General features: G+C 38.4%; 16 protein-coding genes and 1 other RNA gene. 15 read left to right on the top strand and 2 right to left on the bottom strand.

What is annotated here, in order from left to right:
* The first annotated feature begins 3 nt into the window (after positions 1 to 3).
* The 13 genes from AC13CS_RS03130 (at position 4) to AC13CS_RS03070 (ending at position 14,686) form a co-directional block, all read left to right on the top strand.
* A complete protein-coding gene (locus tag AC13CS_RS03130; protein ID WP_293169133.1) occupies positions 4 to 1,593 on the top strand; it encodes a type IV secretion system DNA-binding domain-containing protein in 1,590 nt (529 codons plus the stop codon).
* Between the two features lie 300 nt (positions 1,594 to 1,893).
* Positions 1,894 to 2,274, top strand: coding sequence for a hypothetical protein (locus AC13CS_RS03125; protein WP_293169073.1), 381 nt, complete (start codon positions 1,894 to 1,896; stop codon positions 2,272 to 2,274).
* A 1,100-nt stretch (positions 2,275 to 3,374) separates the two neighbouring features.
* The gene (locus AC13CS_RS03120; RefSeq protein ID WP_293169071.1) at positions 3,375 to 3,890 is read left to right on the top strand and encodes a LytTR family DNA-binding domain-containing protein; all 516 of its coding nucleotides are present in this window, start codon (positions 3,375 to 3,377) and stop codon (positions 3,888 to 3,890) included.
* A 110-nt stretch (positions 3,891 to 4,000) separates the two neighbouring features.
* Positions 4,001 to 4,681: a hypothetical protein gene (locus AC13CS_RS03115; RefSeq protein WP_293169069.1), complete on the top strand. Its 681-nt coding sequence runs from the start codon at positions 4,001 to 4,003 to the stop codon at positions 4,679 to 4,681.
* A gap of 90 nt (positions 4,682 to 4,771) precedes the next feature.
* The gene (locus AC13CS_RS03110) at positions 4,772 to 5,851 is read left to right on the top strand and encodes an aspartyl protease family protein (RefSeq protein WP_293169067.1); all 1,080 of its coding nucleotides are present in this window, start codon (positions 4,772 to 4,774) and stop codon (positions 5,849 to 5,851) included.
* 3 nt (positions 5,852 to 5,854) lie between these two features.
* On the top strand, positions 5,855 to 7,291 hold the full coding sequence (locus tag AC13CS_RS03105; protein ID WP_293169065.1) for a serine hydrolase domain-containing protein: 1,437 nt from the start codon (positions 5,855 to 5,857) through the stop codon (positions 7,289 to 7,291).
* Positions 7,292 to 7,309: 18 nt separating this feature from the next.
* Complete coding sequence (locus AC13CS_RS03100; protein WP_293169063.1) at positions 7,310 to 8,359, top strand: alpha/beta fold hydrolase; 1,050 nt, start codon at positions 7,310 to 7,312, stop codon at positions 8,357 to 8,359.
* Between the two features lie 169 nt (positions 8,360 to 8,528).
* Complete coding sequence (locus AC13CS_RS03095; protein ID WP_293169061.1) at positions 8,529 to 9,503, top strand: hypothetical protein; 975 nt, start codon at positions 8,529 to 8,531, stop codon at positions 9,501 to 9,503.
* Between the two features lie 27 nt (positions 9,504 to 9,530).
* The gene (locus tag AC13CS_RS03090; RefSeq protein ID WP_293169059.1) at positions 9,531 to 10,967 is read left to right on the top strand and encodes an amidohydrolase family protein; all 1,437 of its coding nucleotides are present in this window, start codon (positions 9,531 to 9,533) and stop codon (positions 10,965 to 10,967) included.
* Positions 10,968 to 10,997: 30 nt separating this feature from the next.
* Positions 10,998 to 11,732, top strand: coding sequence for a DUF3108 domain-containing protein (locus AC13CS_RS03085; RefSeq protein WP_293169057.1), 735 nt, complete (start codon positions 10,998 to 11,000; stop codon positions 11,730 to 11,732).
* Between the two features lie 335 nt (positions 11,733 to 12,067).
* On the top strand, positions 12,068 to 12,544 hold the full coding sequence (locus AC13CS_RS03080) for a DUF6922 domain-containing protein (protein ID WP_293169055.1): 477 nt from the start codon (positions 12,068 to 12,070) through the stop codon (positions 12,542 to 12,544).
* A 69-nt stretch (positions 12,545 to 12,613) separates the two neighbouring features.
* Positions 12,614 to 13,081: a nucleotidyl transferase AbiEii/AbiGii toxin family protein gene (locus tag AC13CS_RS03075; protein ID WP_293169053.1), complete on the top strand. Its 468-nt coding sequence runs from the start codon at positions 12,614 to 12,616 to the stop codon at positions 13,079 to 13,081.
* A 489-nt stretch (positions 13,082 to 13,570) separates the two neighbouring features.
* Positions 13,571 to 14,686: a Fic family protein gene (locus AC13CS_RS03070; protein WP_293169051.1), complete on the top strand. Its 1,116-nt coding sequence runs from the start codon at positions 13,571 to 13,573 to the stop codon at positions 14,684 to 14,686.
* A 227-nt stretch (positions 14,687 to 14,913) separates the two neighbouring features.
* On the opposite strand, the gene AC13CS_RS03065 is transcribed toward AC13CS_RS03070, so the two are convergent.
* Entirely contained in the window at positions 14,914 to 16,164 is a 1,251-nt protein-coding gene (locus tag AC13CS_RS03065) for a site-specific integrase (RefSeq protein ID WP_482888395.1), read from the bottom strand.
* A 235-nt stretch (positions 16,165 to 16,399) separates the two neighbouring features.
* Positions 16,400 to 16,799, bottom strand: a transfer-messenger RNA (tmRNA) gene (ssrA, locus tag AC13CS_RS03060).
* 297 nt (positions 16,800 to 17,096) lie between these two features.
* On the opposite strand from ssrA, the gene AC13CS_RS03055 reads away from it, so the two are divergent.
* Positions 17,097 to 18,302, top strand: a complete 1,206-nt coding sequence (locus AC13CS_RS03055) for an NAD(P)-dependent oxidoreductase (RefSeq protein ID WP_293169047.1) — start codon at positions 17,097 to 17,099, stop codon at positions 18,300 to 18,302.
* Between the two features lie 80 nt (positions 18,303 to 18,382).
* Positions 18,383 to 18,652 carry a hypothetical protein gene (locus tag AC13CS_RS03050; RefSeq protein WP_293169045.1) on the top strand — a complete coding sequence of 90 codons (270 nt, stop codon included), beginning with the start codon at positions 18,383 to 18,385 and terminating at the stop codon, positions 18,650 to 18,652.

Here is an 18,652-nt window from a genome sequence, read left to right as displayed (position 1 = left end):
AGGATGTTGACTGCTTCCATTATACATATGGTTTTGCTGGTGCTTCCATTGGGAAGCTTGATCTCTTTTCTTTTGGTCAAGTACTTCCGTTATGGGTTTATCGGGTCTTGGCTGTTGGTCCTTGGAGTGGTGACAGCTCTTTTCTTTCTATTGGAAATGAACGTTTTCCTAAGGGTAATGCTCTACCTATTGTTGCCTTGGGCGTTTATCAATTTGCTATGTTATGTTTTCATCCCAAACAAGGAAGCCAATACCCTTGATAAAAAATATCGATTGGTGTTGCAGACGAAGGGAACCAAGTTGGTACTGTCCAATATCCGAAGGGGTATTTCCATTATCGGGGCAGCGGGCAGCGGAAAGACCGAAAGCATCGTCCACAACCTCTTTCAACATTTTGCGGCCCATCGCTTTTGTGGAGTGATGCACGATTACAAGAATTTTGAGATTACCGAGATGGCCTATCCGTTGTTTAAGGGCACCGATCGGAAATTCCATATCGTTTCCTTTGACCCCATTTACCATCGGGTCAATCCCATTGCGCCCCGTTATTTGCCCGATGAGGAAAGTGTCCATGAAATCTCCCGCGTCCTTCTGGAAAACCTTCTGGAGCTCAAGGAAAGTGGTAGCAGCGGTACTTCCAAATTCTTTCAGGATGCGGTGGAGGGATTGATAGGAGGGTTGATCTGGCGCTTGAAGGAGGACTTTGAGGACTATTGTACCATTCCCCATATGATTGCACTCTACCAACACCTCGATACGGAGCAGTTGATACGTTTCTTAAGTGCCGACCTGACTTCCAAGGCCATGGCCGACGCCTTTATAAGCGGGGTCGATTCCGATAGGCAGACCGCAGGGGTGAAAAGTACCCTGGCCAATGCCTTTAAAAAAATCAGTACCCGGAAAATATTTATGGCGCTCTCTGCGGATGAGGTCCCTCTGGATATCAATAATCCCCAAAACCCCTCGGTCATTTCCATAGTGAACAACCCAAAAACAGAAACCTCCCTGTCTCCCGTGATAGCCACAGTCATTCATACTATTTCCAAACAGATGAGCGAGCGGAACCGATTGACCTCTTTTTTTATTATCGAAGAGGCTTCCACTATACGTCTATTAAATATGCATCGGATACCGGCCACACTGCGGAGCTATGATATAGCAACGGTCTATGTGCTCCAGGACAAGATCCAAAATGATATGCTATACGGGGACAAGGCCAGTAAGGCCATATTGAGCAATCTGTCCTACCAATTTTTTGGCAAGGCCAATGACCCGGATACCGCTAAATACTATGAACGCTTCTTTGAAATCGTAAAAAAGCAGTCCAAGAGCGTGAACAAAGGCTATAACCTTAATTTCGATACCCGGGTGACGCAAAGTGAACGGGAAGTGGCCAAGACACGAGCAGATGCTTTCTATGGATTGAGGCAGGGGGAATTTGTGGTGTTTTTTGATGGCAAGGATAAAAAAGTATGCTTTAAAAAGCCTAGGATGGTACAAAGCCTACCTGAACCGATGCCAAAAACACCTCAAGAATTAAAGTCGAACTTTGACCGAATTCATAGCGAGGTACAGTCAATGAAACTGATATAACAACAATAAAAAAATTTTGATTTTAACTCGAATTACATTAAAATTGTTTCCATTAAGCGAGTTTTTTAACCATCCTTTATCAGGAGTAAGATTGGGCTTATAGTTTTATAGAAGAAGATTACTCGTCTAGTGGAATTGCATCGATACAAGGTAAATGGAATACCGGTGTGGACAGAAATTTGAATGGAAACAGGGTATGGAAAAACCGTTTCTTTTCTTGATGGATTTTTTTTCGGGGACTATTTTGGCGATTGACCCATAATCTTGTTAAATGCTTACAATTAGATAAATTCTTGAGCTATGTTTACTATACGACTGGTCTTTTTGGTTGTATTTATTTTTGGCGGTTTTTATGCATGTTCCAGTGATGATGATATACGACCAACGTGTTTTCAAGAGGAAGACAGAAGGGTGACAACGACCGTTTCCAATAGTACTGGCACTGTAATAGCTCCCGATTCGGGCAAGCCCTTGGCTTGTAACTCTATATATGTTATAGCGTATGATGGTGAGATTGAGGGTTTGACCATCGGGCTTTTGTGGGCCTGTAACTTCCCCGAGAAATTGAAAAAAGATGGAAACAGGGTTGTGTTTGATGGCTATGCTTTCGAGACCTTTGAAACCGAGAACATATGCGCTCAGTTTTTTGAGTTCACACGAATTAATCTCATTGAAAACTAGCTGGCTCATGTCAATAGACCCTTCCAAGTAACAGTAAATAGATGGATTGATTATAGCTTATAAGGGTTCGATGGACATTGATGAAGACCAATTTATGAATTAGAATACACTTAAAGATTATAAATGAAAATCTTTAAACTACATAAAACAATTACAATTCTTTTTCTGTTTGTAATCTCGACTTTTGGGTGCGGTAAAGAAGACTGTGAAGAACTTGGAAAAGAAAACTGCAGCTCAATCCGGTTTGTGGATGTAATGGGGTAACTTACCCCTAATCCTTCAACTGTGCTATGTAATAACATAGGTGATTACACCATGGGAGAGTGTGATTAGAAAGATGTCCAACAAAAGTTCAAATAAACGATAACTTACTACTGATAGTGTTTAAAAAAAATATTTAAAGCTGATTGTATCCTTTAAAAACTATATGTTTACGGATAAGCATATAGAGATTTACCAAGCTATTGATGGTTCCACTCAAATTACTGTTCAATTTGAGCGAGATACCGTATGGTTAACACATGGGCAAATGGGGTAACCATTTTTAAAGAAGGTGAACCCGATGAAAGGTTGCATGTCCGGAAATCCCGGATAACTACTCAGGATGGAGTGATTGAAGGGAAAACGTAAACCTATAAAGTTGGGATCGATACAGGTGGGAACAATTCAGAAAGCTGAAAAGGTAAATGATGAAACGATAAAAATTATATTGATAATTTTGAATCATTATGATACCTGAGTTTTTAAAAAAGCCATACCCCTTTATATTTAATCGCTATAGTGTTTGGGTTCCTTCCATCATCACATTTATATTAATTATTTTTTTGGCCCCTTTGGGATTCTCAACGATTGACTTTCTTGAAAGGGTTGTCATTGCTCTGGTGATATCCGTAATTATAGCCGGTTCAATTCATTTTGGTATCATCGGCCTAAAAAAACTGTTGCCAAGCCATATGAGCGAAGACACCTGGACCATAGGCAAAGAGTTCCTATTGTATGTTTTTGTACTATCAGTGATCATTTTGACCATATCATGCGTCTTTATTGCCGTAGTGATGTATCAATACGATAGTATAAACCCCTCTAAAATATTTCTGAACGTGTTCTTTAGAACAGCGAAAATAACCTTTGGGATTTGCATTATTCCTATAGTTGTTTCTATTCTTATAGAGCAAAAAAATTATCAAAAGAGACAATTCCTTAAAGCAAACCAACTGTCCGAAAAATTAAAAAAGGAAATCTCTATCATTAAAAAGGGGAAATCAAAAGGCGAAGAAAAAATCTTGTTCAGATCGGACAATAACGATATCGAACTACAGCTAAAATTCGAGGATATCATGTTTATCAAATCTGAAGGGAATTATATCGAAGTCCACTATCAGAATAAACATAATGTTGCTAAAAAAGTAATACGGCAAAGGATAAAAAATATTGAGACCTCTTTGCCCAAGGAAAACTTTTTTAGATGTCACAACAGATTTATCGTTAATAAAAGTTTCATCACCAACATAAATGGTAATGCGAGAGGTTTAAGTTTAGAGCTTGCAAACAGTGATGAAACCATTAATGTATCTCGAACAAAAATTAAAGCGCTTGAATCATTTTTGGTTCAATAGGAAAATTACCTTCCCATTCATAACATATACTTCCCAACCTTACCATACCCCTAAAACCATTGCACCATTCTTAAACTTGGATGTCATATTTGCGTAAAATCTGCAAATTTATGATAGCGCCCCTGATGGATTTTGTTTTGTATTTACACATTACTGTTGGTGCCATTGCTTTGGTCACTGGCGGAGTTGCCATTGCAAGTGAAAAGGGAAAATCCGTTCACCTAAAATCGGGAAGGATTTATGTTCTGGCAATGACGATGGTTTTTGTGACCGGTATCGCGGTAGCGAGTTATAAATTCAATAGATTTCTGTTTTTAATCGCATTTCTAAGCTACTACAGTGTTTTTTGTGGGGTACGTATACTTCGGTTAAAAAAGCTCCACAAAGGCCAAAGACCAAAATGGTTCGATTGGTTTGCAGGGATTGTAAATACGATTGCAAACCTTGTTTTTGTTGGCTTGGGTATTTATTATCTATCAAAGAACGGTCCCTTTTCGGGTGGTGCCCTGCTATCCATGGGTTTTGGAATTGGCGGGCTATTGATTTCCTATGTTAACCTGCACCCATTCATTATAAAGCCAAAGAAGGCTTATCATTGGTATTTATCCCATATTGGAAACATGATGGGGGGCTATATTGCCACCCTCACGGCCTTTTTATCCACGGTTGTTACCCGGTACGATGTCATGAATCCCTTCCTGGCCTTTGCACTGCCATCCCTGATCGGTGTTCCCATGTTGATTTTTTGGCAAAGGAAAATAGAACGAAAACATTTCAATAGCATAAAGTAACCCTGATAAAGAATGAAACATCAAGTCAGAATCCTTTTCGTATTACTTGTTGCTTTTTGTCTTAGCTGCAACACGGTAACCCAAATAAACATGAACGCAAAATCCGATGTGATAAGCAACCATGTGGATAGTATAAGTTTTACATACAAGAAAAAAATCATTGTGGTCGATGCTTCTTTGGAGGATAACCAAGAGCCGCATCAATTCATTTTTGATACAGGAGCGTTTTACACGAAAATTGAAAAACACTTGGCCAATGATTTAAAGTTGCCAACGGTTTTTACTAAGAGCAATAGTACTGCTCAGGGCATTACACGGAAGGTAGAGATGACTTCTGCAAATAAAATCAGATTGGCCAATACAACATACCAAAACATAGCTGCCGGAAAATTACGTTATGCCAAAGAATCTTATAGTCCTTGTTTGGCGGAGCATGGTATTATAGGTGCCAATCTTATAAAACTCCAGAACTGGAAAATCGATTATCAAAAACAGCGACTTTATTTTTCAAATGAAACGTTTGAAGGGGAAGAAGCAGGGATAAATAGCGCAATCAACTTTAGTACGGGCTTTCTATCGGGCATACCAGAAATTGAAATCAATATTGATGGAAAAACTATTGAAAATGTATTGTTCGATGTAGGTTACAATGGTGGGCTGGTATTACCTAAAAAGTATGCTAAACTTTTTGATAATACCAGGTCTGAAATATTCTTGGACAAATCCATTTCAGGGATTTTTGGCAGTAATCTGGACACCCTGGAGTTAAAAACCTTAGAGGTCACTTTAGGAAATAGTAAAAGTAAAATTCCAGTGGAGTTTTCTTCTTTAAACAAGGCCCTTTTAGGCAATGATGTACTTGAGCATTTTACAGTTTACCTCAACTACACTGATGAAAAGATCACCTTGGTTCCAATGTCACCCATTACATTGGATGAACCCAAAAAGTTTATACCGGGCATACTCAATGATTCCCTTTGGACGGTCAATCGTATACATCAAGACATACCCCTAAAAATAGGGGATACCCTGAAATCCATTAATGGATTCACGCCCAAAGAGCTCTTCAAATCGCATTGTGACTATTTTTTGAATGCTTCCAAATTTATGGACCAAGATAGTATCACCATTGGATTGTTGAACGACACCCTCATAAAAAGCAGTCTTTAAAGTATGAAAACAACCTTAACGATCATTGGCCTATTGCTGCTGGGGCTACACGCCATTGTAGCACAAAACTATACGAAAGCAATAGATAAGGCACGCTTTTTAATTGAAGCCCATCGAGAGCAAACCAATATACCTGGTTGCCAAGTAGCCGTGATGGTCGAAGGTCAGTTGGTATGGTCCGAAGGTTTTGGGGTAAGCGATTTGGAAAATAAGGTAAAGGTAACTGCCGTTACAAAGTTTAGGGTGGCCAGTGTCTCAAAGCCGATGACAGCTATGGCTTTGGGCAAACTGATCGAATCAGATCAATTGGACATGGATAAAGATATAAGAACGTATTTGCCCACTTTCCCGGATAAAAATTTTGTGATAACGGCAAGGCACTTAGCGTCATCCACTTCAGGTATTAGGCACTATAATGAGAGTGACCCTGAGTTTAACACTAAGCACTATAATACTGTAATGGCGTCATTGGAAAACTTTCAAAATGATGATTTACTATTTGAACCTGGCAGTCAATATCTATACTCAAGTTATGGTTGGGTGCTTTTAAGTGCAGTGATGGAGAAGGCATCGGATACATCGTTCTTTACCCTGATGGAAAATACATGGAGTGAACTGGGAATGGGCAATACAACTTTTGATTATCCAGACAAAAGCGTTGATAACACCTCCAAATTCTACGTGTACGATAAGAAGAGAAAGCTTGCCCCCGCTGAAAATAGAAGCTTTATGTATGCCGGCGGAGGCTATTTATCAACCGCTAATGATTTAGTACAGATGGGCGATATGTTAATTAGCGATAAGTATGTAAACCAAGAAACACGAGAACTGTTGACCAGTACATGCCAACTTAACAATGGAACCAAAACCTATTACGGCTTGGGTTGGGAAACCGGTGTGAATCGGCTGGGAAGTAAAGTGGTCTTTCATAGTGGATCTTTGCCAACAAGCGTAGCCCATCTCATTATGTACCCCGAAGAAGAATTGGTCTTTGCCTATCTGGCCAATACGGGCGATCATGTTTTTTTTAATGCCAGGGAGGCACAAAGTATTGCCGAATTGTTTTTGGAAGAAAAGGAGTTCACGAAAACGCAAACAGAAAATCTATTGGGTTCATGGCAAATAGAAACAAGTTCATTACGAAATAAGGACACTAAGGGCATGTTGCAGCTTACGTTGGACAGCAATGCCATCATCTCTGGCTCACTTACATTTAAAAGAAGCAAAAAAAAGATAACATGTCCCATTACAGTTTCAACTATTAAAGGAGATAAAGTGCACTTAATAGCAGTTTCCCCAATGTTCATTGACTTGTATGTAACCCTAAAAGACAATGCATTTACAGGTTATTGGCTGCACGATTTTAATACAAAAGGGATACCGGAAAAAGATCCTTACTGGAAACCTAGAAAAATTGACGGAATTAAAATTGATCATTAACAACCCTAATTAAATAACATGAAACGTATAGTGACATTTCTAATATTCCTGCTTTGTAATGTAGCTACAGCTCAACACATCAAAGCGTTTTACTATGTGGAACCTTCCTCTAAAAATTTACCGGTATTTGTTCGAGGAAACTTAGATGATAAGACCATTCTATTGTATGTACAAGGGGGTGATGCAGAAAATGGAATCGATTTTGGACGTTCCAATTATCCGAAATGGAAAAGAACATTGGAAGAGCAAGTTGCCATTGCATATTTTGATCAAAGAGGTCTTAATAAACCACTAAAGAAAATAGATACTGCTAGCATAAATCAAATTCAAAACCTGAAGGATATCATAGCGATTGCGAAATCCTTGAAAGAAAGATTCAATGCCAGGATATATCTATTTGGTCACAGCAATGGGGGTAGGCATGTGCTGGAAACATTGGGTAGATACCCCCAAGAAAGTGCTTTTGTCGCAGGAGGTATAGCTTTTAATACGCCCATTACCACAGATTTTTCTTCAAAAAGGTACAATTACTACCGTCCACTATATCTCAAAAATTTAGCTCTGGAAAAAATGGCCCATAATATGAATACAAGCTATTGGGAAGAGGCATTTGAGTGGATGATGGATAGGGATTCTATCCACACGGCAGAAGATTCCAAGAGGTGGAATGCATATGTTGACTATGCTTTTGATCCGACCAAGCGTAAAATAGGTTTAGGTATGGTTTTCAAAACTGTTTTTGCTCGGCCCTATAACCCCATCAAGTACTTGAACAATAAGGACAATAAGTTTGTAGGTGATAAACTTTGGTATGCGGAAAAAAAGTTATGGGACGAAAATAAACAAACACCACTATGGGCTATTTTACCTAAGATCCAAAAGCCTATTTTATTGATTACCGGCAGATATGATGCGATATCAGTACCGGATGAAATGGAAGATGCCCATAAACTGATAGCGAATTCAAAACTTGAAATTATTCAAAATGCGGCACATGAGTCCTTTTTGGACCAGCCCGAGCAATTTCGAGAAGTTGTTATGAAATTCATTCAATCGAAGAAAAGTTGATTATTTACAAATGGAACAAAAAGTTTACTATTCATCACAAATACATCCAGATTATCACTAAATCCTTGCATTTATTAAAACAGTGCCATTTCATTTTTAGTAACTGTTACTGCCACAATGACAACCGATTAGAAAAAATCATCAAATAGAAACAATAAACTTTTCCATAATGAAATATGTAAAAATATTCACAGCTTTACTTCTTTTCATAGTTAGTATTAATAAATGCGAAGCCTATGAAAAACAAACAAACCCAGAATTTAAATTAGATTCAACCTATTTTTTCAAAGCAAACCCAAAAGAAGGCTTTAATTTTGGTTATTACATTTACCTTCCAAAAGGTTTAGATTTTAATAATATTAATACGTTACTAGTTGAATCCTCAAATACAGGAGCCAGTGATTCAATTTTCGATCATCTACGGAATGCTAAGCAAGCTGCCTCTAAAAGTTCTCTAGGAAACTATGTTTCTAGAAAATTAAAAACACCTTTATTAGTTCCTGTTTTTCCACGTTCTAAAACTAACTGGAAAATTTATACCCATGCTTTCGATAGCGACACATTTAATCAAAAGAACAATAATATTGAACGAATAGATTTACAGCTATTACATATGGTTAAAAATGCTAGAAAGGAACTGATTAAAATGGGAATTAATATTGATGACCGTTTTTTTATGACTGGTTTTTCTGCATCTGGCACATTTGCAAATCGTTTTTCTATGTTACATCCGGAAAAACTGAAAGCTGTTGCTGCTGGTGGGTTGAATGGCTTATTGATAGCGCCCAAAAATAAAATTGAAAATGATATACTAAAATTCCCAATTGGTATCGCCGATGTTTATAGTGTTACAGGCATAAAACCTAGTATTGATACGTTTAAAAAGCTTCCACAATTATGGTTTATGGGAGAACTTGATACAAATGACGCTGTTTTGTATGATGACGGGTATAGTATAACAGAAAGAGCTTTAGTTTATAAGGTCCTTGGTCAAGAAATGATGCCTACAAGATGGCATAATTCAATTGAGATTTATGAGAAAAGTGGCATTCCTGCAATTATGAAAACATACAAAAACATAGGTCATGGGACAGACAAAAAGATCAATGATGAAATTACAGAATTCTTTAGAAAACATCATTAACTGAAAAAATCAATTAAAAATAAGTTTATGAATTCTAAAATGTTAGTGCTGTTTTTAGGCCTTATCGCATTGATTGGATGTACTAAAACAATGAAAGCTGATTTTGTAGTTTCCAATGTCAATATCATTGATGTTGAAACAGGAAAAGTAAATAATGCCATGGATATTCTTATTGTGAACCATAAGATTGATAGCATCCTTCCGCACGATAACAACAGAAAATATGATGCCACAAAATTGATAGATTATTCCGGTAAATATATTTTACCTGGACTTTGGGACATGCACGTACATCTTTCTATGATAGGGGAGGAATCTATACCCCTATTTGTATTAAATGGCGTTACCGGTGTAAGAGATATGGGTGGAAACTGGCCAGAACTGAAAGCCTGGAGAAGCAAAGGCAATAGTTCTGAAGAGACTCGTTTTCCAAAGATTAAAACTGCAGGACCAATTTTAGAATCTCCTCGATTTTACGGGCTTTACAAACAAATCCTTGGTCCTGACTATGTTGAAGACCGAATAGCGATTGATACGGAAAACCAGGCGTATGCTGTTGTGGATTCGCTACATAAAGTCGGTGTAGATTTTATAAAAGTAAGAACTGTAAAATCACAGGAAATATTTAAAGCCATATCTGAAGCCTGCGCTAAATACGACCTACCATTTACCGGACATATTGATCAAAATATTGGAATTGAATTTGCTGTTGAGCAAAACATTAAGTCTATAGAGCATGATGTTTTCTTTCAAGCTTTAAAGGCCAATGAAAAAGAGGTCACAGATATACTCGTTGCCATCAAACAGAGCAAAACTTTTTTTTCACCGACGCTTTTAGCTACAAATCAATACAGGCTTAGGCCAAAATCAGAATTGATAGACTTGCTTAATGATACCTTAAATCAAAAACCTACCTATAGAAAATACCTGTCACCAACACTTATAGAGCAATGGAATATTCAATTTGCTATACAAGCTTTGGAGCAACCCGTACAATGGGATAGTCTCATCACACCTTTACGGTCTTTTGCAGAAAAAATTGCTGAAAATAGTGCAGTCATTTCAGGTACAGATTGTGGAGTAACGGGAATTATACCCGGAGCAGGATTACATGATGAACTTAGGTTATTAGTTGAAGAATTGGGTCTAAATCCATTAGATGCTGTCAAATCATCTACTATTAATGCTGTTGAAATTCTGGGATTACAAGATGAATATGGATTGATAAAACCAGGTTATTATGCAGATTTATTGATTCTAAACGAAAACCCTTTGAAAGATATTACCCAAACTTCAAACATTTACAGTGTGCTCAGAAATGGTGCCGTAATAGACCAAAATGATATAGAACAAGGCTTTGAACAAATAGCTGATAAAGTGGAGCAAAGCCGTAAGACCTACGAGAATAATACACTGAATTATCTCAATACTGTTTTAAAACAAATGAGTACCTCCTCAAGGTAAGACAAATCATTTAGTATAAAAGTTAATGCCATGAATAAAATAGTACAATATATAATTTTGCTGACAGGCTGTTTTTCCTTCAGCCAAACCGATAGCATCAACACCCAAAACCACAAACTAAAGTCTGAACAACTTTACTTAGGACAAAATACCTATGCGGTTTATTTTCAAAATGAATCCGGCACTACAAAGCAAAATTTTGAAATCTGGGATAGAAGAATTCAACAAAAACCTGACGGATCCTACACTTTGGATTGGACAAGACATGGTGTAAAAGATGTTTACAAGTATAGTATTCACGTCGATCAAAACTTTAAACCGATAACCGAAGAAATTATCAAAACTTCATTTGAAAAACGTCAGCCTGAAAAGACCTATTACAGCTTTGAACAAAACAGCATACATTCTCATGCAGACACTTTAAAACATAATGTTGAAGCCTTTAGCATGGAAGGTACAGGCTTAGCTTTCAATTGGGAATTAGACCTGGAAATTCTGAGCATGTTGCCTTTAAAAAAGCAGGAAAAATTTGTGCTTAATTTTTACCATCCCGGTTCTAAAACACCACCTCAATACTATGTATATGAAAAAGTGAGAGAAGAAGTTTTAGAGTTCAATGCTGTAAAATTCAACTGTTGGGTGCTGAAAATAGACCACAATGAAAAACAATGGAGCGAATTTTGGATAGATAAACAAACGTTCAAAGTTTTGCAAATGCGTGATTTTTTCTATGGAAGGTTTCGTTACAAAAAGTTGGTGATTTAAAAAGGGCCCTACTGTTTGGGGGTTGTTGAACAGATTTTTTTTGTTTTGTAACTCTCCCAAAATGGAGAATAACGGAAATCCAAATAGAAAGGCTTCTTATCAACAATGGCTATTAATCGGTTTGTACAAATATAAGATCTCCTTTTCTATAAAGCCTTGCCACAGCTACCGGTTTGTGCATATATTTCCGAAATATATTTTGGGAGATAATGAAAAACTGGTCCTGTAACTGTAAGGAACTAAATGGGGCAGGAAGGTCGAATTCTCTTGGAAGTAGATTCGTGGAAGGATATGTTTCGTGTTAAAATGTAAACATTTTTGTTTATATTTATTGTATGAACTCGTATGCTGAAAAATATCAGGGAATTCACCCGGGTCGGGTACTCAAGAGGGAGCTAAAAAAACGGTCCCTTAAACAACGTCCCTTTGCCATAGGGCTAGGGGAGCATCCGCAGACCCTCAATGCCATTATAAGGGGAAAGCGCGACTTGAACACGGCATTGGCCCTTAAGATTGAGGATAAGCTGGAATTGCAGGAAGGCAGTTTGGTTCTTTTACAGGCATTTTACGACATTAAAAAAGAGAAGGAAGGGATGCCTGGAAGGAAGCCTGATTTCTCGATTTTGCGTAAATCCTTGTTCTGGGATACGGATATCGAGAGCATCGATTGGGAAGGGCGTTACAAAGCGGTCATCCGTCGTGTTCTCGAACGTGGTAATGTCCAGGAGAAAAAGGAAATATCCCGATTTTACGGTCCAAAAAAAGTAGCCGCCGTGGCCAACTCTTTGAAAGAAAACCATTCTTCACCTTAGCGTTAAGGCCTTACAATGCTGTACTACAATACCGTAAATGATTTACTTAAAGATAGCCTTGTCAAATTGATGAGCACAAATGAATTTGGGGATTTTCGATTGGTGGGCGGAACTTCCCTTAGTCTGCAGGTGGGTCATCGGGAATCGGTGGATCTAGACCTTTTTACCGATAGTCCTTATGAATCCATTGATTTTGGGGTTATCGATACCTATTTGGACAACGAATTTGCATATGTGGATGACATTTGGGATTTGTTTCCTGGAATGGGAAAATCTTATCTCATCGGCATGGACAGGAACCATGCCATCAAGTTGGATGTATTTTACACTGACACATTTATTGCGCCCGTAAAGATTGAGGATGGAATTCGTATGGCCACCATTGAAGAAATCATTGCCATGAAACTGGACGTAATCCAACGGGAAGGACGAAAAAGGATTTTTGGGACCTTCACGAGCTCCTTCCCGATTATGGAATCGGAAATATGTTGGAGTTACATAAACAACGATACCCCTATGGTCACGATAGGGACTTGATTTTGACCAAATTTGTTTACGAGGAAAGCACTGGGAATTTATCAAGGAAGATTTTGAGGAAGCTGTAGGCGTATTTGAAAGCTGATGCCCCCCATTTTTTCAATAGGGTTCAAGTCAATCCTTTAATCAAATCGGTGAATTCAAAAAATATGGTTTGGGTGGGATGCCAGACATAGTATACCGCCCTCGCCGGATAAATTTGAGCACACCACAATTTAATACAAAAGTTTAACTTTCAAATCACTACAACCGAATATTGGGTGTCTCAATTTTTCCGTTTTTAGTAGTCTCAATCATCCGTTCCATCCACAAGTCCAATTAGTTGATTTACACTGCTCACATTCATTCGGCGTGGGTGGCTCAGTTTACCCGGCTAATCCAATTAATTCCCAATGTTCATTTTTAAATGAGGCTTCCGGAATTGGAGATTTTTATCACAAAAACAACATATGTCGATAAAAATACAAAATATCGACATATATTTGCATTATGTCGATATCATCGACATTGTTTTATCTATTTGTCGAAATCATGTACAATCCAAAAGAAGCATATAACGATTTACCCCTGTTGCCACCCATAAATGAGCTTGAAACCAAAAAGGTTCTGAAGCAAGGCATTTCTGCAACACGAGTATTGGCAGAGTTAAAGGGAAGGGCCAATGAAATTCCAAATCAGTCAATGCTGGTCAATGCTATTACCTTACAAGAGGCCAAGGATAGTTCCGAGATTGAAAACATAGTTACCACCCAAGACAACTTATATCAGGCTTTTACCGCCAACACAAATATTACCGATGCCCAAACAAAGGAAGTTTTGAGATATAGACAGGCCTTATGGGAAGGGTATAACAATCTGGGCAAGCGTCCCCTGTCGACCAATACTTTTATTTCAATTGTACAGACCATTAAAGAAAACAGTGCAGGTATACGAAAAACAACAGGAACCAGTATTACAAACAACGGTAAAACAATCTATACTCCTCCGGAGGGCGAAAAAATAATCAGGGATTTACTTAAAAATTTAGAGGATTTTATACACGCAGATGATGGATTGGATGATTTGGTAAGATTGGCTGTCATGCACTACCAGTTTGAAGCTATACACCCTTTTCCAGACGGGAATGGCAGGACGGGCCGTGTTCTGAACATCCTTTACTTGGTAGAAAAAGGACTGTTGGATGCGCCTATTCTATATTTGAGCAAATATATCATCGACAATAAGAACAAGTATTACAAAAATCTTAGAAGGGTCACCGAAAATCATGATTGGGAGGAATGGATATTGTTCATGTTGAAGGGGATTGAAGAAACAGCTGTTTATACGTTGGATAAAATAAACACCATAAATGTACTAATGCAGGAAACCATTTCATTTGCAAAGGAAAAATTGCCTGCTCGGGTCTATTCCAAAGAACTTATCGAGTTATTGTTTGAGCAACCTTACTGTAAGGTAAAGTTCATTGTGGACAAAGGCATAGCAAAAAGACAGACCGCAGCTGAATATTTGCAGGAATTGGAAAAAATTGGTGTTCTGAAATCCCAAAAAGTAGGTGTGGAGAATTTGTTCTTAAATGTGAACCTATTTGAAATTTTAAGGGAATAATCCTATAGGAAGACTTGAATGCACCATTACAATCCACGAATGACAAAAATCGTACAATCACTTTTGTTTGTCAAATAAATGCCTAAATTATTGGTGTAAAACTCCCATAAGTTTTACCTCTGAATGTGCCGATTTGAACACGGTTCAGGGTTCGGTCAACCAGTCTGGGTTAGCGGTATAAAAAAATGAAAATCAACTATAATACTTTTAACGGGATGTGTCTGCCACTATGATAAGCCATGTTTATTGGTTATACTACTTCCCTCTTTTGCAAGAATTCCTTTCAAGGCTGCCATATCCTCACTCACCTTTCTATCAATAATCTTGGCATAATGTTGAGTAGTGCGAAGATTTTTATGTCCCAGCATTTGCCCCACTGTTTCTATGGGTACTCCATTGGACAAGGTCACGGTAGTAGCAAAAGTATGTCTGGCCAAATGGGTGGTGAGATTCTTTTTTATGCCACATAGGTCAGCAATTTCTTTTAAATAGGCATTGGACTTCTGGTTGCTCAAAACAGGAAGCACACAATCTTCATTCATGACTTTAGGGTGTTCTTTGTATTTTTTGATAATAGCCAATGCGGTTGGGAGTAGGGGAATACCCAATCTGGATTTTGTCTTGGTACGCTTGGACTTAATCCATAGGGTTCCATCAATATGGGTAACGATATTATCAGGATGCAGCTTTTGCACATCAATGTAGGATAGTCCAGTATAACAACAGAAGACAAACATATCCCGTACAACATTAAGACGTTCGCCCCTGATTTTCTTGTCAACCAAGGCTTGTAGTTCTTCCTTGGACAAGAACTCCCTTTCCACAGTTTTGAATTGTACTTTGTAGTTGAAGAAGGGATCCTTATTGATCCATTCATGGGCTACGGCCATTCGAATGATTTTCTTGAAATTGTTTATGTACTTTAAAGCGGAATTATGGTTACATTTTTTAACTGTCTTCAAAAAGAATTCAAAACCCTTTATGAATTTTAAATCAACATCCCTGACGGGAATATCCGATTTACCTGATTCGGTTTTGATAAATTCGGCAACGTGGTTTCTTGTGGTATTATATCGCTTGTAAGTACCTAGTGCAAATTCAATATCAATCAGCTTCTTCATTTGTTGGTTATGCTCATCAAAGAGCTCCAAGAGCATTTTAAGTTTTTCACCTTTGCCCAAATACAAATTTTTCACATCTGATGAGGTGAAGGGTTTGTTGTCCTCTACAAGTTGACGGTGGATTCTATTTATTTTACTTCTAACAGTATCCAAATACTGGTTCAATTCATTTGCTTCAAAGTTCGTTCCCTTCATTTTCCCCATCCTAGCACTCCATTTTTGTGGGTCAACTTTTCGTGAAACGCTTAATTCGCTTCGTTGTCCATTTACCGTTAAACGTAGGTATATAGGGACTTTTACGTCTTTTTCAAAATGTTTTCCTTTAAGATAAAATAGCTGTGAGAAAGAATGGCTCATTTTTGGTCTCTTTTTTAACAGAAATAAAGATATAAAAAAGAAAAATACCATTTTTATATTTAACACAAAATCAATTGATTACAAGGAAATCGGTGAGTGTTTTTTGATTTAAAATATACTCACCGAATAAGTCACTTTTTTAATGCTATTATTTGATATCAAATGAAACTAAATAAAACAAAAAAACCTGTAAATCAGTATTTTACAGGTTTGCTGTTGTGTTTTGATGGTGTTCTAGTGGAGCCGGAGGGATTCGAACCCTCGTCCAAACAAGCAATAACCATGCTTTCTACATGCTTAGTATCTGCTTAATTTTCGATGCATACCTGACCAGATACGGCCTAATATACACTTAGCTTCTTTAGGTTTTAGAGGTGTCGCCAAAGCGAACGGACACCCTTGTGTTGACTTTTTTGGTGCTCCTAAACGAATCGCCGTCAACAAGGGCTATTCAGGAACATCTCGCTTCCCTACCTTGTAGGGACGAGGCACATCCTACTATAATTCAGATTATGCGGCAAGAGCGTAATTATTTTCGCCAATTAAAAGTGTGAAACATGAGATTTACGAGCTATATCCCAGCGCTCGACATGCTTACATCGCCATTGGTCTTGCTGTCAAAACCGGTCGGCCCCATAATGTCATTCCTGCGAAGGCAGGAATCTCTCACTTTTTTATCAAAGAACGCTTTTCGCAATACGGGCGTTACCAAAACATTGCTTCGCAACATTTCGGTCGGGCTATCGGCCGTACAAGGTACCTGCCTCTATCCCTAACGCAAATTTTGGTTTGTAAACCACCTTTGTCACATTGAGCGCAGTCGAAATGCCTAACGCGGTCGGCAAAGGTAACTTATATCCATCAAACAATAAAAAGTTTGCTTACCCTGCCTATTACTCTTATTTTGGTCAACAATTATACCAAAATCATATATGAAGTTCGGAATCATCAGGGAACGTAAAAATCCGCCCGATCGCAGGGTAGTGCTATCCCCAGAAGCATGCCAAAATGTCCTTTCCACATATCCGGAAGCCCAAATTTTGGTCGAATCATCACCTATTCGGGTATTTTCAGACCAAGAATATGCCGATAAAGGCCTAAATGTGGTCAAGGATGTGGGGACATGTGAAGTACTCCTCGGTGTCAAGGAAGTACCTATCGATGCATTGATTCCCCATAAAAAATACTTTTTCTTTTCCCATACCATTAAAAAACAACCCTATAACCGCGAACTCCTTCAAGCCATTTTGGAGAAGAACATCGAATTGTACGATCACGAAGTGATAACGAACCAAAAAGGGAGTAGACTTGTGGCCTTTGGCAGATATGCTGGCATCGTAGGTGCCTACAATGGATTCAGGGCGTACGGTCTTAAATACGATTTGTTTCAATTGCCCAAGGCCGAGTCACTTCTGGACCAACAGGCACTTATCGTCGAATTGAAAAAGATAGAACTTCCCAGCATCAAAATATTGCTGACAGGTAAAGGGAGAGTGGGCAATGGCGCGAAGGAAATGCTCGATGCCATGGGGGTAAAGCAAGTGGCTCCTGGCGAATACTTATCCGACACATTCAACGAACCTGTCTATTGCCAAATAGATGTGTCCCATTACACCAAACGTAAAGATGGAACCAAAGGCAGTAAAGCCGATTTTTTCCAAAACCCAAAATTATACGAATCCGACTTTTTCCGCTTTGCCAAGGTGACCGATTTTTATATAGCAGGTCATTTTTATGGGGATGGAGCCCCTTATTTATATACTCGTGAGGATGCTAAGCACCCCGATTTTAACATAAAAGTAGTGGCCGATATCAGTTGCGATATCGATGGTCCTGTGGCTTCAACCATTCGCCCGTCTACCATAGCAGAACCCATTTATGGGTACGACCCCTTATCCGAAACGGAAACCGACTTTAAGAATGAAAGTGCCATTGCCGTAATGGCCGTGGACAACTTGCCTTGTGAATTGCCCCGAGATGCAAGCGTAGGTTTTGGAGAAGCATTTTCCAAGCATGTAATTCCGTCCTTCTTTAACAACGATAAGGATGGGATTCTCGATCGGGCCCGCATGACCCAAAATGGAAAGCTCACCCCTCGGTATGCCTATCTTCAAGATTATGTTGACGGAAAAGAATAGCCTTTTAGCCAAAAATACCTTCCAGAGGTTGGTAATGCATTGCTTTTTAGTATATTGTATGTCCTAATCCTTAAAAGCCTGTGACGTTCAATTGGGTGTTTTCTGGAGATGACAATCCAGCAATGCAAAGAATCTGTATCGATTTGGAATACAGCCTCAGACCTAGAATCATGCGATTCCTGTTGTCCCGATTGGATGTTGATACAGACTTTTCCTGTTTTCACTTTAATGTTGATGTGGACAAAAAATGGGTGTCTATCTCAGATAAAACCCCAAAAGAGTACGTCAGCAAAATATTGACAGGCTTTGACCAGGTAATCAACGGGTCCTCTTTTTCCTCTGTAGCTTAA

Source organism: Flagellimonas sp. B-3 (assembly GCF_056857835.1).
This window is presented reverse-complemented; position numbering and strand designations above follow the sequence as displayed.